Source organism: Stenotrophomonas lacuserhaii (genome assembly GCF_014836545.1).
GTDB classification, from domain to species: Bacteria; Pseudomonadota; Gammaproteobacteria; order Xanthomonadales; family Xanthomonadaceae; genus Stenotrophomonas; species Stenotrophomonas lacuserhaii.
The window spans coordinates 41,616-56,372 of the sequence record NZ_JACSQS010000008.1; the positions used below are offsets into that span (position 1 = coordinate 41,616).

At 66.4% G+C, this 14,757-nt stretch carries 12 protein-coding genes; 5 read left to right on the forward strand and 7 right to left on the reverse strand.

The genetic code is table 11. From position 1 onward, the window contains the following. The first annotated feature begins 78 nt into the window (after positions 1 to 78). From otsB to otsA, 3 genes are read left to right on the forward strand one after another with little or no spacing between them, the layout of a single operon-like run. Positions 79 to 837 (forward strand): trehalose-phosphatase, encoded by a 759-nt coding sequence (gene otsB, locus H9654_RS09345; RefSeq protein WP_182656884.1) that lies wholly within the window; start codon positions 79 to 81, stop codon positions 835 to 837. 36 nt (positions 838 to 873) lie between these two features. Then, on the forward strand, positions 874 to 2,655 hold the full coding sequence (locus tag H9654_RS09350; RefSeq protein WP_191770617.1) for a glycoside hydrolase family 15 protein: 1,782 nt from the start codon (positions 874 to 876) through the stop codon (positions 2,653 to 2,655). Continuing rightward, a complete protein-coding gene (otsA, locus tag H9654_RS09355) occupies positions 2,652 to 4,016 on the forward strand; it encodes an alpha,alpha-trehalose-phosphate synthase (UDP-forming) (RefSeq protein ID WP_191770618.1) in 1,365 nt (454 codons plus the stop codon). Before H9654_RS09350 ends, otsA begins: the two co-directional genes overlap by 4 nt. Before the next feature lie 79 nt (positions 4,017 to 4,095). Here otsA and pgeF read toward each other — a convergent pair whose 3' ends face one another. After that, positions 4,096 to 4,863: a peptidoglycan editing factor PgeF gene (pgeF, locus tag H9654_RS09360; protein ID WP_191770619.1), complete on the reverse strand. Its 768-nt coding sequence runs from the start codon at positions 4,861 to 4,863 to the stop codon at positions 4,096 to 4,098. Then, positions 4,863 to 5,858: a 23S rRNA pseudouridine(1911/1915/1917) synthase RluD gene (rluD, locus tag H9654_RS09365; protein ID WP_191770620.1), complete on the reverse strand. Its 996-nt coding sequence runs from the start codon at positions 5,856 to 5,858 to the stop codon at positions 4,863 to 4,865. Before rluD ends, pgeF begins: the two co-directional genes overlap by 1 nt. A 114-nt stretch (positions 5,859 to 5,972) precedes the next feature. Here rluD and H9654_RS09370 point away from each other — a divergent pair, with 114 nt between their 5' ends. After that, positions 5,973 to 6,857 (forward strand): outer membrane protein assembly factor BamD, encoded by an 885-nt coding sequence (locus tag H9654_RS09370; protein ID WP_191770621.1) that lies wholly within the window; start codon positions 5,973 to 5,975, stop codon positions 6,855 to 6,857. An 85-nt stretch (positions 6,858 to 6,942) separates the two neighbouring features. On the opposite strand, the gene H9654_RS09375 is transcribed toward H9654_RS09370, so the two are convergent. The 5 genes from H9654_RS09375 to sucC all read right to left on the reverse strand — a co-directional run bounded on the left by H9654_RS09375 (position 6,943) and on the right by sucC (position 12,807). Beyond that, a complete protein-coding gene (locus H9654_RS09375) occupies positions 6,943 to 7,833 on the reverse strand; it encodes a hypothetical protein (RefSeq protein WP_191770622.1) in 891 nt (296 codons plus the stop codon). Positions 7,834 to 7,924: 91 nt separating this feature from the next. After that, positions 7,925 to 8,857, reverse strand: a complete 933-nt coding sequence (locus H9654_RS09380; RefSeq protein ID WP_191770623.1) for a hypothetical protein — start codon at positions 8,855 to 8,857, stop codon at positions 7,925 to 7,927. Positions 8,858 to 8,957: 100 nt separating this feature from the next. Continuing rightward, positions 8,958 to 10,592 carry an NAD+ synthase gene (locus tag H9654_RS09385; RefSeq protein ID WP_191770624.1) on the reverse strand — a complete coding sequence of 545 codons (1,635 nt, stop codon included), beginning with the start codon at positions 10,590 to 10,592 and terminating at the stop codon, positions 8,958 to 8,960. 148 nt (positions 10,593 to 10,740) lie between these two features. Beyond that, complete coding sequence (gene sucD / locus H9654_RS09390; protein ID WP_042613433.1) at positions 10,741 to 11,616, reverse strand: succinate--CoA ligase subunit alpha; 876 nt, start codon at positions 11,614 to 11,616, stop codon at positions 10,741 to 10,743. Positions 11,617 to 11,637: 21 nt separating this feature from the next. Beyond that, on the reverse strand, positions 11,638 to 12,807 hold the full coding sequence (sucC, locus tag H9654_RS09395) for an ADP-forming succinate--CoA ligase subunit beta (RefSeq protein ID WP_057506903.1): 1,170 nt from the start codon (positions 12,805 to 12,807) through the stop codon (positions 11,638 to 11,640). A 295-nt stretch (positions 12,808 to 13,102) separates the two neighbouring features. On the opposite strand from sucC, the gene H9654_RS09400 reads away from it, so the two are divergent. Further along, on the forward strand, positions 13,103 to 14,719 hold the full coding sequence (locus H9654_RS09400) for a sensor histidine kinase (RefSeq protein ID WP_101098802.1): 1,617 nt from the start codon (positions 13,103 to 13,105) through the stop codon (positions 14,717 to 14,719). Positions 14,720 to 14,757 lie beyond the last annotated feature (38 nt).

The window sequence follows — 14,757 nt, forward strand, 5'->3', positions numbered from 1 at the left end:
CCCCCCCCGACTCACCGACCGGGTCACTCGCCCCTGCGATGACCCCATGCTCACGCCTGCGCTGGCATCGTGCCGGGCATGGCAAACGACCTCCCCCTTCGTCCGCCACCGCCGTTGCTGGACGATGCCTGCGCATTGTTCCTCGACGTGGATGGCACCCTGATCGAGTTCGCCGACCGCCCCGATGCGGTCACCCTGCTGCCTGAAGTGCGTGAGGCCATCGGCCGCATCAGCGACCGTCTGGAAGGCGCCGTGGCGCTGGTCAGCGGTCGCCCGCTGGAACAGCTCGATGCCCTCTTCGCTCCCCTTCACCTGCCTGCCGCCGGCCTGCATGGCCACCAACTGCGTGACGCCGGCGGCGCGCTGCACGACAGCGCCGAGGACGAAAGCACCACCGAATGGCTGCATGCCCTGCACCAGCAGGCGATGCGCTTCGCCCACGGCCATCCTGGCGTGCTGGTCGAAGACAAAGGCCCCAGCATGGCCCTGCACTGGCGCGGTGCGCCGCACGCCGCCAGCGACGTCCGCGCCTTCGCCAACCGCCACATCCGCGGCAATGCCGGCTATCGACTGCAGCCGGGCGACCACGTCGTCGAGTTCGTCCCGGTCGGCAGCGACAAGGGACGCGCGGTCCGCCGGATGATGCAGTATCTGCCCTTCCGCGGTCGCCTGCCGGTGTTCATCGGCGATGATCTGACCGACGAACACGGCTTCGAAGCCTCCAACGGGCTGCATGGCTGGAGCGTGCTGGTCGGTGAACGCGAGCCCAGCGTGGCGGTCTTCCAGTTGTCGGACATACGCAGCGTGCACGCATGGTTGCGTGAGAATGCGTGGTAGGCCGGCCCCCACGGCCGCAGACGAGAAGCTTCGCCCATGTCCCAACCTGATCTGAACCTCGGTGTCGTCGGCAACGGCAGTTTCGGCGCGTTGATCGACCGCCAGGCGCGCGTTGTATGGAGCTGCCTGCCCACCTTCGACGGCGACCCCACCTTCTGCGCGCTGCTCAGTCCGAACCAGCAGGAAGGCGGCGATTTCGCCATCGAACTGGAGGACCTGGCCAGCACCGAGCAGGAATACCTCAGCAACACCGCGATCCTGCGCACCGTGCTGCGCGACAGCCACGGCGGCGCGCTGGAGATCATTGATTTCGCTCCACGCTGGCGCCAGAACGACCGCTTCTACCGCCCGGTCAGCCTGATCCGCCAAGTGCGCCCGATCGCCGGCAGCCCACGCATCCGCGTACTGGCGCGTCCGCTGGCCGACTGGGGCCAGCGCGTGCCCGACTCCACCTGGGGCAGCAACCACGTGCGCTGGGTACTGCCCGACCACGTACTGCGCCTGACCACCGACGTGCCGATCCGCTTCGTGCGCGACGGCCTGCCGTTCGTGCTCAACCACCCGGTGCACCTGGTGCTGGGCGTGGATGAATCACTCAACCGCTCGCTGAGCGGCTACGTGCAGGAGTCCTTCCAGCGCACGCGCGATTACTGGCGCGAGTGGGTGCGCTACCTGTCCATCCCGCTGGAATGGCAGGAGGCGGTGATCCGCAGTGCGATCACCCTGAAGCTGTGCCAGTACGAAGACAGCGGCGCGATCATCGCGGCGATGACCACCTCCATCCCTGAGGCGCCGGGCAGCATCCGCAACTGGGATTACCGCTACTGCTGGCTGCGTGACGCGGCCTTCGTGGTGCGCTCGCTCAACCGCCTCGGCGCCACCCGCACGATGGAGCAGTTCCTCGGCTACATCTTCAACCTGGCCACCGCCGACGGCACCCTTCAGCCGCTGTACGGCATCGGCTTCGAGGCCACCCTGGACGAGCACGAGGTGCCCTCGTTGTCCGGCTATCGTGGCATGGGGCCGGTGCGCCGCGGCAACCTGGCCTGGGTGCAGCGCCAGCACGATGTCTACGGCAGCGTGGTGCTGGCCTCCACCCAGCTGTTCTTCGACCGCCGCCTGCAGGACCCCGGCGACGCACACGCGTTCGCGCGGCTGGAGCCGCTGGGCGAGCAGGCCTACCTGCTGCACGACGTCCCCGATGCTGGTCTGTGGGAATTCCGCGGCCGCACCGAAGTACATACCTACACCGCCGCAATGTGCTGGGCCGCCTGTGACCGCCTGTGCAAGATCGCCGTACGCCTGAAGCTGGACGACCGCGCGTTCTACTGGCGCGAGCGCGCCGACACCATCCACCAGCGCATCATGAAGGAGTCGTGGAACGAGGAGCTTGGCCATTTCACCGATGCCTTCGGTGGGCACCGCCTGGATGCTTCGCTGCTGCTGCTGGCCGACATCGGGTTCATCGAACCCATGGATGCGCGCTTCATCACCACGGTGGAGGCCATCGGCCGCGACCTCAAGCACGGCGACGCGCTGTACCGCTACGTCGCACCCGACGACTTCGGCGAGCCGGAAACCAGCTTCACCATCTGCACCTTCTGGTACATCGACGCGCTGGCGGCGATCGGTCGCATGGAAGAAGCCCGCGCGATGTTCGAGGTGCTGCTGTCGCGGCGCAACCACCTGGGCCTGCTTTCGGAAGATCTTTCCTTCGAAAACGGCGAGGCCTGGGGCAACTTCCCGCAGACCTATTCGCACGTCGGCCTGATCACCGCCGCGATGCGTCTTTCGCGTTCCTGGCAGGAGGCTTCATGAGTCGTCTGGTCGTCGTTTCCAACCGCGTCGCCATTCCCGGCGATACCCGTCCGGGAGGCCTGGCAGTGGGCCTGCTGGCCGCGCTGAAGGAGCGCGGCGGCCTGTGGTTCGGCTGGAGCGGCAAGTCGGTGAAGGACAGCAGCGGTGCGCTGCATGAGCAGGTCGACGGCGATATCCGCTATGTCACCATGGACCTCAACAAGCGTGACGTGGACGGCTATTACAACGGCTTCGCCAACCGCACGTTGTGGCCACTGCTGCACTTCCGCCTGGACCTGGTGGACTACGATCGCGGCACCCGCGAAACCTACCACCGGGTCAACGAGCTGTTCGCCAGCAAGCTGGCGCCGCTGCTGCGCGAAGACGACATCGTCTGGATCCACGACTACCACCTGATCCCGCTGGCGGCGATGCTGCGCGAACGCGGCATCGGCTGCCGGATCGGCTTCTTCCTGCACGTCCCGCTGCCCTCGGCCGATCTGCTGCAGGCCATGCCCGACCACCTGCGACTGTTCTCCGCGCTGTACGCCTGCGATCTGGTCGGCTTCCAGACCCAGCGCGATGCGGACCGCTTCCAGACCTACCTGCGCTTGTTCGGCGGCGGCCGCGTGCTGGGTGATGGCAAGCTGGAGGCTCCGGACGGCCGTACTTTCCGCGCGGCTGCCTTCCCGATCGGCATCGACACCGAACGCATCGCCCAGCAGGCCAAAGCCGCAGCCAACAAGCCGGCGGTGAAGGATCTGCGCAACAGCCTGCGTGACCGCCAACTGGCGATCGGCGTGGACCGGCTGGATTACTCCAAGGGCCTGCCGGAGCGCTTCAAGGGCTTCGAGCGCTATCTGGAACGGCATGCCGACCAGCATGGCAGCCTGACCTATCTGCAGATCGCCCCGGTATCGCGCGGCGACGTCACCGAATACCGCGACCTGCGCAGCCAGCTGGAGCAGATCGCCGGGCACATCAACGGCGGCCATGCGGCACCGGACTGGACACCGCTGCGTTACGTCAACCAGAACTTCACCCACGCCACGCTGACCGGCTTCTACCGTGCCGCCGCCGTGGGCCTGGTGACACCGCTGCGTGACGGCATGAACCTGGTCGCCAAGGAATACGTAGCGTCGCAGGACCCGGACAACCCCGGCGTGCTGGTGCTGTCACTGCTGGCCGGTGCGGCCGATGAGATGAAGCAGGCGCTGCTGGTCAATCCGCACGACCTGGACGGCGTGGCCGATGCCATCGCCACCGCGGCCACCATGCCGCTCAAGCGCCGCCAGGAGCGCTGGAACGCGATGATGGACCACCTGCGCCGCTACGACATCAACCACTGGCGGCAGACCTTCCTGCAGTCCCTGGAGGCCTGACATCGCGGTCGCGCCGACGCATGGTCGGCGAGCGCAGCGGGCCGTTGGCGGATACGCTCGGCCGAAACACATGCCGGCGCTACCCGATCCAGGCCAAGGTCGCCATGCGTCCGGTACGGCGGTCGCGGCGGTGCGAGAACAGGTCCGGGTCGGCCATCGTCGAGTACGTGCCGCCATGGACGTCAGCGGCACCCACCCCCGCCACCTGCAGGCGCATCCGCGCCAGCGCGTACAGGTCCACTTTCCAGTGGCCCGGACGCGTCACCACGAAGGCAGCCGCTGCGGCAGGGTCATGACCCACGAAGGCATGGTGGACCTCTTCGCCGATCTCATAATCGGACGGTCCGGCTGCCGGCCCCAGCCAGGCCAGCAGCCCGGACGGCGGTGTGTGCATCGCCGCCACGGTCGCTTCCAGCATGCCATCGGCCAGCCCACGCCAGCCCGCATGCGCGGCCCCCACCTCGCTGCCATCGCGTGCGGCCAGCACCACCGGCAGGCAGTCCGCGGTCAGGATCGCCAGCACCACACCGGGCACCGAGGTCACCGCGGCATCGGCCACCGGCTCACTCGCACCGGCCACCGGCGCTGCGTCGAACCGCAACACGGTGGTGCCATGTACCTGGCGCAGCCAATGCGCCGGCGAAGGCAAGGCCAGGCCGACGTGCAGCAGCGCGCGGTTGCGCTCCACGTGGGCCGGCTGGTCGCCATCGGCGGCATGCCGGTTGCCCAGGTTGAACTGGTCGAACGGCGGCAACGACACCCCCGCCCCATGCCGGCGCGTGGTCAGCGCGCGCACCCCGGCCGGGGCAGGCCACTGCGGCATCAGCAGGGGCAGCGCGCCGTCCATCAGCGGCGGTCGCGGCCGCGCTCGCGCTCGGCGAACAGCTCGCTGTCTTCGCGCAGGGCTTTCAACAGCTGCAGCATGTCGGCCGGCGCCGGCGCGGTGTTGCGCACCATCTCGCCGGTGATGGGGTGCACGAACTCCAGCGTTTCGGCATGCAGGGCCTGGCGCTTGAAGCCACGCAGCGCGGCGACCAGCTCATCGCTGGCGCCCTTGGGCAGCTTCAGCGCGCCGCCGTACAGCTGGTCCCCGACGATCGCGTGGCGCAGGTGCGCCATGTGCACGCGGATCTGGTGCGTACGGCCAGTTTCCAGCCGGCACTCAAGCGCCGTATGGGCACGGAAGCGCTCGCGCAGGCGGTAATGGGTGATCGCTTCCTTGCCGTCTTCGCGCACCCCCATCTTCAGGCGGTCGCGCGGATGGCGGTCGATCGGCGCATCCGCGGTACCGCCGGCCACCAGCGCACCGACCACCACCGCCAGGTACTGGCGATGCACCTGGCGTGCGGACAGCTGTTCCACCAGCGCGGTCTGTGCCTGGATGGTGCGGGCGATCACCATGACACCGCTGGTGTCCTTGTCCAGCCGGTGCACGATGCCCGCGCGCGGCAGCGCCGACACCGACGGATCGCGGAACAGCAGCGCGTTGACCAGGGTGCCGCTGGAATTGCCGGCGCCCGGGTGCACCACCAGGCCCACCGGCTTGTTGATCACCAGCAGGTGTTCGTCTTCGAACAGGACGTCCAGCGGGATGTCCTCCGGCTCGGCATGGGTCTGGGTTTCCAGCACCGCATTGAGCGTGGCGACCTCACCGCCGCGCACCGGGTCACGGCCGCGCACGGTCACCCCGTCCAGCAGCACGTCGCCGGATTTGATCCACTCGGTCAGCTTGGAACGGGAGTATTCGGGGAACAGTTCGGCCAGCACCGCGTCGAAACGACGGCCGGCGGCGGTATCGGGGACAACGGCCTGGCGGGCCTGTTCAGCAGCAGATTCGGACATGGCGGCAACTTTTGGAGACGAAATTGGGGGTCCCGTGGACAGGTTTCAGTCGCGGGACAGGACACTAGGCTATCATCGACCCTTCGTATTCCAGCCGCGTCCCGCCTTGACACCATGATCCGACGCTCTTCCCCGCTCTTTGCGCCCGTCCGCCTGACCGCCCTGCTGCTGGTCCTGGTGATCGCCGCCACTGGTTGCAACCGTGGCACCAAGGGGGACAACCCCGATGAAGGCCAGCCGGTCGAGACGTTGTACCAGAAGGCCCACGGCCTGATGGAAGGCGGCAACTGGAGCGGCGCGGAAACCAGCTTCCGCCGCCTGGTGGCCCAGTATCCGTACGGCCCGTACACCGAACAGGCGATGATCGAAACCGCCTACGCCCAGTTCAAGGCCGGCAAGCACGACGATGCGGTGTCCAGCATCGACCGCTTCATCCGGACCTACCCTACCCATCGCAATGTGGCGTACATGTACTACCTGCGTGGCCTGTCCAACAGCAACCGCGATACGGTTTTCCTGCGCCGCGTATGGTCGCTGGACGCCAGCCGCCGCGACCTGTCCACGCCGCGCCAGGCCTATGCCGATTTCAACATCGTCATCGACCGCTACCCGAACAGCCGCTACGCCGAAGATGCGCGCCGCCGGATGACCGAACTGCGTGACGTGTTCGCCCAGCACGAGCTGGACAACGCGCTGTACTACCTGCGCCGGGAGGCGTGGCTGGCGGCCGCCGGCCGTGCCAACTACCTGCTGGAAACCTACCCGCAGAGTGCCTACCAGTACGATGCGGTGGCGGTGCTGGCCGAGGCCTATACCCGCGCCGGCAATGAAACGCTGGCCGGTGACGCCCGCCGTGTGCTGGAGCTCAACGCCCCGGACCACCCGTGGCTGCAGAACGACTGGCCGAACTACCCGTGGATGATCCGCAAGCTCAACCCGTTCGCGGGTGAGAAGTCGGCCACGACTGGCATGCGCAATGCGACGATGAACCGCAAGTAATCGCCTCACGCATCGCTGAAAAACTGAAAGCCCCGCAGTTCTGCTGCGGGGCTTTTTTCTGTGGCGGGCCGCTCCGTTTCCGCAGTCAGTCGGTTGCTTCCGCGTTGCTGCTGCGCTGGGGGATACGTGCATTGATGTGGTCCACCAACAGGCGTAGCACATGCCGCCGCTGGTGCGGGGTGAGCGGCACGGCAGGATCATCGGGGAAGTTCCGGCCCAGCCAGTTCGCCAGCTCGGCGCCAAGATCTTCCGGGTAATCCTCGGGCCGGGCGTTGATCGTCTCCTGTCCGATGGACCTCAGCAGCTCGCCCAGCTTGAGCCCCTCGTCTTTGGCAACCCAGTCGAAGCGATCCATCGTGGTGGCGCCCACCACTTCACCGCTGTCCTTTTCGCCCAGTACCTGCATCAGATCGGCCACGGTCAGCGGCGAGGTCAGTCCCTCCAGGCCCAGTCCAGTGCGGTCGACCAATTCGATCTCCAGCGCCAACATGGCATCCTGATACGTGCTCTTTCCGCTGAACTCGGCATGCACGTCCTTGCGCAGCTGGTCCAGCGAGCGATAGGTCGCCCTGGGCAACGCGCCGGGCTCGAAGGAAGCGGCAAGCCTCCTGCCCGCTTCTGGGATCACCTCCATCGCTGATCGCCTCAGTGCATCGACGCACCACACATCGTCACCGTCGGCGCAGGCATCGCCTGCCAGCTCGAGCAGGCACAACGCGGTCCTGCGCTGCTCCGGCAGGCCACGAGACGAGATGCGATACAGGCAATTCTCGAATGCGACCTCCACGTCCGCCAAGCCGATGGGCGCATCCTGCAGCTGGCGGCCGGCACCGTTCGGCACCATCCAGTGGGCGCCGTGGTTGCAGATATCGGCAATGGGCAGATGCATCAATCTGGAGTCGACTGAAGGCTGGCTGGCCCGCTGGGCGCTTCGGCCCTGCAGTCCGGCCATGGCGCCAAGGCCGGCGACGAACATCTCGGCAAGTCTCATCTGGTTGCTCCTGGGTTGCACATGCGTGCTGCTGGAAAGTGCAGGCTGCGCCGCTCAGGCGGCGCGCGCCTGGAACTCAGATCCCGGTGCGCTCGGCGATCAGATCGACGACCTTCGCTTCGAAGGCCCTCTCTGCCGATGCGGACGCCTGGCCTGCATGGATGCGATGCTGCCCGACAAGGAAGGCGCGCTCGTCCTTCACGCGGTCAGACTGGTAATACAACGCGGCATTGGCGCGCCGCAGCTCCATGGTGGTCGGGGGAGCCAATATCTCTTCGCTGCACGCTTCCTGCAGGACCAGGTCCAGGTCCGCCCGGATGAACACTCCTGGCTGACCCAGCGCATCATTGTCCACGCGCTCGTCAACGTTGCAGTCCCTGATGATGCGGCCTGCGGCGTGTTTGATCCGATGCTGGACCGCAGGCAGCCCATTGGCGAGGCGGGCCGCATCCTCGATGTTCTGCGTTACCGGCGTGGGCTTCACCATCGTCACCGAAGCATGCATGCCACGCTCGACCAGGGCGACATACTGGCCGGCTTCGGAATCGAGGTCAGGCGCCTCACGCCCTACCTCGCGGAACTGATCCGGATCGAACGGGATCTCCATCGCACGATTGAACGCGATCTGTCCCATGCAGTGCGCCTCGGTAGCGGCCGGAACGATACCCGCCAGATGGCGCGTGCGCATGCACAGCGCTGCCTCGGCACCGATGTGGCGGCCTATCTGTTCCCATTGGTCACCCGCGGTCGAAGCGGATGCATCGGCAACACCCACCGGGCCGACCGGGCGCAGGCCGGCCAGCATCGCCGCCAGCAAGGTGAGGGCCCTTCCCGGCTCACGACATGCCGCCTTCAGGCACCGCAGCGCAAAGGACCCCGCGGCGTTGGACACCTGCATCAAACGGCCCGGCAGTGACCCGGCGTGGGGGGCTGGACAGCGCCGTCGCGCGGGGGCTGCGCTCATGGCGTTGACTGTCGCCTGCACGGGCAGGGTGGGATTCAGATTCATGCAATGCACTCCTGCTGATCGGGGCTACCAAGATTGCCGCTATCACAGTTGGCTGCATGCAGATTTCGCTCAGAGCACTGCTCTCAGGGGTTCGCGCCCTTCAGCCCTGGTATCCGTTGGTGATCGGATAGCGTCGCTCCCGCCCGAATGCACGGCGCGAGACCTTCGGGCCTGGCGCGGCCTGGTGGCGCTTCCATTCGCTGATGCGTACCAGCCGCAGCACACGCTCCACCACCTCGGTGGCATAACCGGCGGCGATGATTTCCTCGCGCGATTGTTCCTGGTCCACGAAGCGGTACAGGATGCCGTCCAGCACGTCGTAGGCCGGCAGCGAATCCTGGTCGGTCTGGTTCTCACGCAGTTCGGCCGACGGCGGCCGGCTGATCACCGCCGGCGGAATGACCGGTGCGCCGCCCACGGTGTTGCGCCACTTGGCCAGCCCGAACACCTCGGTCTTGTACAGGTCCTTCAGCGGTGCGTATCCGCCGCACATGTCACCGTAGATGGTCGCGTAACCCACCGCGTACTCGCTCTTGTTGCCCGTGGTCAGCAGCAGGCCACCGAACTTGTTGGCCAGCGCCATCAGGATCACCCCGCGGCTGCGGCTCTGAAGGTTCTCTTCGGTGATGTCCGGCGTGGTGCCTTCGAACATCGGCCCGAGCGCCTCCATCAGGCCCTTGAACGCGGGCTCGATGGAGATTTCTTCGAGCTTCACGCCGAGCGCCTCGCATTGTTCGCTGGCCAGGTCGTTGGACAGTCCGGCGGTGTAACGCGAAGGCAGCCGCACGGCGGTCACGTTCTCCGCCCCCAGTGCATCCACGGCCATCGCCAGCACCAGCGCCGAATCGATGCCACCGGACAAGCCCAGCCAGACTTTCTGGAACCCGTTCTTGCTGCAGTAGTCCTGCAGGCCGCGGGTGACCGCGCGCCATGCCAGCGCGTCCATGCTCTCATCGCCGTCGTCCATCCACTGCAGCGGCATGAAGCGCCGGGCCTGGCTTTCGTACTCCACCACCAGCCACTGTTCGGCGAAGGCCGCTGCGGCCGGGTGCACGGTGCCGTCGGCGTCGGCCACCACCGACGCGCCATCGAACACCAGCGCGTCCTGGCCACCGACCACGTTGAGGTAGGCGATGGCGGCCCCGCTTTCGCGCGTCCGCGCGGCCAGCACCGCATCGCGCTGCGCATGCTTGCCACGCTCATACGGCGATGCATTGGGGACCACGACCAGCTGCGCGCCATTGCGCACGGTGTCGGCCAACGGTTCGGCGAACCACAGGTCCTCGCAGATCAGTACGCCTACCGGCACGCCGTTGACGTCGAACACGCAGCTCGGGCCGTCCGGGTCGATATCGAAGTAACGGCGCTCGTCGAACACCGCATAGTTGGGCAGCTCGCGCTTGCGGTAGGTTTTTTCCACGATGCCATCACGCAGCACGCTGGCCGCGTTGTAGACCACTGCGCCGGCCGGTTCGGGCCAGCCGACCACGGCGGTGATGCCGGTACAGGCCAGCGCGATGCGCTGCATTGCCTGTTCGCAATGCTGCAGGAAACCCGGCCGCAGCAGCAGGTCTTCCGGCGGATAGCCGCTGACGGCCAGTTCGGGGAACAGTACCAGGTCGGCGCCGTGGTCGTCGCGCGCCTGCTCGATCATCTCGATGATCCGGTCGGTATTGGCGGCGACTGCGCCGACCGGGAAATCAAACTGCGCCATCGCGATGCGGATCGAAGCCATTAGGGATTCCAGCCTGTGGTTGCCATGCCGCCATTGTAGCGCCGCGCCCAAACGCAGAAAGCCGCCCGGAGGCGGCTTTCTGCTCAACCCTGCAACAGCCGGCCAGCGGCCGGCTCTACAGACACGTAGCCGCTGCGCGGCTGCGGTCTTATTTCACCAGCTTGGCGATGGCAGCGCCGAGGTCGCCCGGCGAACGGACGGTGACAACACCGGCCGCTTCCATGGCGGCGAACTTGCCTTCCGCGGTGCCCTTGCCGCCCGATGCGATCGCACCGGCGTGGCCCATGCGCTTGCCGGCCGGAGCCGATGCGCCGGCGATGAAGCCGACCACCGGCTTCTTCACGAACTGCTTGATGTACTCGGCACCGGCTTCTTCGGCGTCACCGCCGATTTCGCCGACCATGATGATGCCTTCGGTCTGCGGATCTTCGTTGAACAGCTTCAGGCAGTCGACGAAGTTCAGGCCGTTGATCGGGTCACCACCGATGCCGATGCAGGTCGACTGGCCCAGGCCTACTTCCGTGGTCTGCTTGACCGCTTCATAGGTCAGCGTGCCCGAACGGGACACGATGCCGATCTTGCCCGGCTTGTGGATGTGGCCCGGCATGATGCCGATCTTGCATTCGCCCGGAGTGATGACGCCCGGGCAGTTCGGCCCGATCAGCACGGTGTCCGCATGGGCGCGGGTCAGCACGTTCTTGACGCGCAGCATGTCCAGCACCGGGATGCCTTCGGTGATGCACACGATGACCTTGATGCCGGCAGCAGCGGCTTCCAGGATCGCATCAGCGGCATACGGCGGCGGCACGTAGATCACCGAGGCATTGGCGCCGGTGCTCTGCACGGCGTCGGCCACGGTGTTGAAGACCGGCAGGTCGATGTGGGTGGTGCCGCCCTTGCCGGGGGTCACGCCGCCAACAACCTGGGTGCCGTACTCGATCATCTGAGTGGCGTGGAAGGTGCCCTGCTGGCCGGTGAAGCCCTGCACGATCACCTTGGTGTTCTTGTTGATCAAAACTGACATTGGATTTCCTTCGGTGTCGGATCAGGCGGCGTTCTTGACAGCTTCAACGACCTTCTTGGCGCCGTCGTTGATGTTGTCAGCCGGGATGATGGCCATGCCGCTGTCACGCAGCAGCTGCTTGCCTTCTTCCACGTTGGTGCCTTCCAGGCGCACCACGACCGGAACCTTGACGCCCACTTCCTTGACCGCGGCGATGATGCCTTCGGCGATCATGTCGCAGCGGACGATGCCGCCGAAGATGTTAACGAAGATGCCTTCGACCTTGTCCGAGGACAGGATCAGCTTGAACGCTTCGATGACGCGCTGCTTGTTGGCACCGCCGCCCACGTCCAGGAAGTTCGCCGGCTCGCCGCCGTTGAGCTTGATCACGTCCATGGTGGCCATGGCCAGGCCTGCGCCGTTGACCATGCAGCCGATGTTGCCGTCCATGGTGACGTAGTTGATGTCCAGCTCCGAAGCGGTCACTTCGGTTTCGTCTTCCTGGGTCTTGTCGCGCATCGCAACCAGCGCCTTCTGACGGAACGCGGCGTTGTCATCGCTGTCGAACTTGCCGTCCAGCGCGTACAGGTTGCCATCGTCCAGGATCGCCAGCGGGTTGATTTCAACCAGCGCCAGGTCCTTTTCGTTGAACAGCTTGTACAGGTTGACCATGATGCTGGCGAACTGGCCGGCCTGCTTGGCGGTCAGGCCGAGCTTGAAGCCGAAATCACGGCCGTGGTAACCCTGCACGCCTTCAACGAAGTCGACGTTGAGCGAATGGATCAGCTCCGGGGTTTCGGCAGCGACCTGCTCGATTTCCACGCCGCCTTCCGAAGAAGCGATGTAGGTGATGGTCTTGGTGCCGCGGTCGACGAGGACCGACAGGTACAGTTCCTTGACGATCTCACCGGCGGTGGTCACCAGCACCAGGTTGACCGGCAGCTCGACGCCAGCGGTCTGGTAGGTAGCCATCTTGGTGCCGAGCATCTTGGCCGCAGCGGCCTTCACATCGTCGGTGGTCTTGCAGAACTTGACGCCGCCTGCCTTGCCGCGACCGCCAGCATGGATCTGCGCCTTGACCATCCAGGGGCCCTGGCCCAGCGAGGTCGCTGCTGCGACTGCTTCGTCCGGGGTAGCCGCGACCTTGCCGGCCGGGACGGGAATGCCGTACTCGGCAAGCAGTTGTTTTGACTGGTATTCGTGGAAATTCATGCGTCACCGTGGGAATAGGAACGACCGCACGCATCTCCTCCAAGGCTCCCTCACGGGCACCGGCACGGACCGCGGCGGGCCCGCTATTGTGGCTGACCCCGGCGCGTGGCGCAAAGACAGCGGGATGACGCGCCGCATGGCGCCGGATTTTGCTGGTTTTTCAGTTATTTGTGACACCCCCCGGGATTGCCCTGCCGCCGCCCACGGCATGTGCGGGCGTTCGTTGCGCAGTGATCGGCCGGCCAGGCGCCCATCCATGCCTATACTGCACGCAAGCCAGAAGGGGAGTTTTGGCGTGGCACCGACCACATCCTTGATCGACCGCATCGAGTCCATTCCTCGACGCGAACTGTATTTCTTTGCCCTGTACCGGCTGCTGATCGCCACCGCGATCGCCGGGCTGATGTTCAGCCCGATGGCCGACCTGCTGGGGCAGGCCGACCACCCCGAACTGGCCGCTTACGTGTCCGGTGGCTACTGGCTGTTCTCGGTGCTGATGCTGCTGCTGGGGCGCAGCGAGCGCTGGCTGCGGCAGTTCGTGCTGGTAGGCGTCAGCCTGGACATCGTCGCCGCTTCGCTGCTGGCCCATGCCCTGCCCGGGGCCAGTGCCGGCATCTCGATGTCGCTGCTGTTCAACATCGCCGCCGCCGCGACCATGCTGCCGTTCCCGATGGCGCTGGGGCTGGCTGTGGGGGCCAGCGTGGCCACCGTCGCCGAGTATCTGTGGAAGCTGCTGGAAGGCGGCGCCCCCACCCGTACGCTGGCCGAACTGGCCATGTTCACCACCAGCTACCTGGCGCTGGCGTTCATCAGCTCGCAGGTCGCCAACCGCGCCCGCCACAGCCAGCAGCTGGCCAACCAGCGCGGCGACGAAGTAGCCAACCTCTACCAGATCAATGAGCTGATCATCCGCCGCATGCGCACCGGGGTGATGGTGGTGGACGGCCAGAACCGCATCACCCTGGTCAACGAAGCCGCATCGGCGCTGCTCGGTGACCACGAAGGCGGCAGCGGCGGTGAGCGGCCGGGCCTGACCCGCACAGCGCCTGAACTGGCGCGCCGGCTGCACCGCTGGCGCACCGGCGGGAACCAGGAAGAGACGCCGCTGATGCTGTCCCCGGACCAGCCCGAAGTCCAGCCGCGATTCGCCCGCCTGCTGGCCGGCAGTGACCTCACCCTGGTGTTCCTGGATGACTCCAGCGTGGTGTCCAAGCGGGCCGAATCGCTGACCCTGTCCGCGCTCGGTCGTTTCTCTGCCAGCTTGGCCCATGAGATCCGCAATCCGCTGGCGGCGATCAATTACGCGGTGCAGCTGCTGGAAGAAGAAGACGCCAACTTCAGCGAGGGCGACCGCCGCCTGCTGCAGATCATCCACCAGCAGTGCCAGCGCACCAATGGCATCGTGGAAAGCGTGCTGGGCCTTGCCCGCCGCGAGCGCGCCAACCCGGAGAACGTGGACCTGGCCGCGCTGATCCGCCGCTTCGTGCTGGAGTACAAGCAGGGCCTGTCGCTGGAAACGGACAGCGTGGAATCCATCATCTCAGAGACCTCGGTCGCCGCGATGGTCGATCCACGCCACCTGCACCAGGTGCTGACCGCGCTGGTCCACAACGCGCTGAAATATGGCCGCATCGGCGAACAACCGGCGCGCGTACGGCTACGCTTGGCACGGCTGGAAGGCAGCCCGGTGATCGATGTGATGGATCGCGGTCCCGGCATTCCCGACGCTGTCGCCGCACAGTTGTTCAATCCCTTCTTCACCACGTCCGAGCACGGCACCGGGCTGGGCCTGTACATCGCCCGCGAGCTGTGCCGCGCCAACCAGGCACGCCTGGAATACGTTCCCGTGCCCGCAGGCGGCGCCTGTTTCCGCATCATCCTGCCCGCCCCGCATACCCTGTCGTCAGGATGACGGCCTGCACCGTGCGTCAAACATTTGTCGGCATCGCC

Bases quoted from the DNA above. Each gene is read 5' to 3' on its own strand.
- otsB (WP_182656884.1), top strand. From the start codon at position 79: ATGGCAAACGACCTCCCCCTTCGTCCGCCACCGCCGTTGCTGGACGAT.
- H9654_RS09350 (WP_191770617.1), top strand. From the start codon at position 874: ATGTCCCAACCTGATCTGAACCTCGGTGTCGTCGGCAACGGCAGTTTC.
- otsA (WP_191770618.1), top strand. From the start codon at position 2,652: ATGAGTCGTCTGGTCGTCGTTTCCAACCGCGTCGCCATTCCCGGCGAT.
- pgeF (WP_191770619.1), bottom strand. From the start codon at position 4,863: ATGGACGGCGCGCTGCCCCTGCTGATGCCGCAGTGGCCTGCCCCGGCC.
- rluD (WP_191770620.1), bottom strand. From the start codon at position 5,858: ATGTCCGAATCTGCTGCTGAACAGGCCCGCCAGGCCGTTGTCCCCGAT.
- H9654_RS09370 (WP_191770621.1), top strand. From the start codon at position 5,973: ATGATCCGACGCTCTTCCCCGCTCTTTGCGCCCGTCCGCCTGACCGCC.
- H9654_RS09375 (WP_191770622.1), bottom strand. From the start codon at position 7,833: ATGTTCGTCGCCGGCCTTGGCGCCATGGCCGGACTGCAGGGCCGAAGC.
- H9654_RS09380 (WP_191770623.1), bottom strand. From the start codon at position 8,857: ATGAATCTGAATCCCACCCTGCCCGTGCAGGCGACAGTCAACGCCATG.
- H9654_RS09385 (WP_191770624.1), bottom strand. From the start codon at position 10,592: ATGGCTTCGATCCGCATCGCGATGGCGCAGTTTGATTTCCCGGTCGGC.
- sucD (WP_042613433.1), bottom strand. From the start codon at position 11,616: ATGTCAGTTTTGATCAACAAGAACACCAAGGTGATCGTGCAGGGCTTC.
- sucC (WP_057506903.1), bottom strand. From the start codon at position 12,807: ATGAATTTCCACGAATACCAGTCAAAACAACTGCTTGCCGAGTACGGC.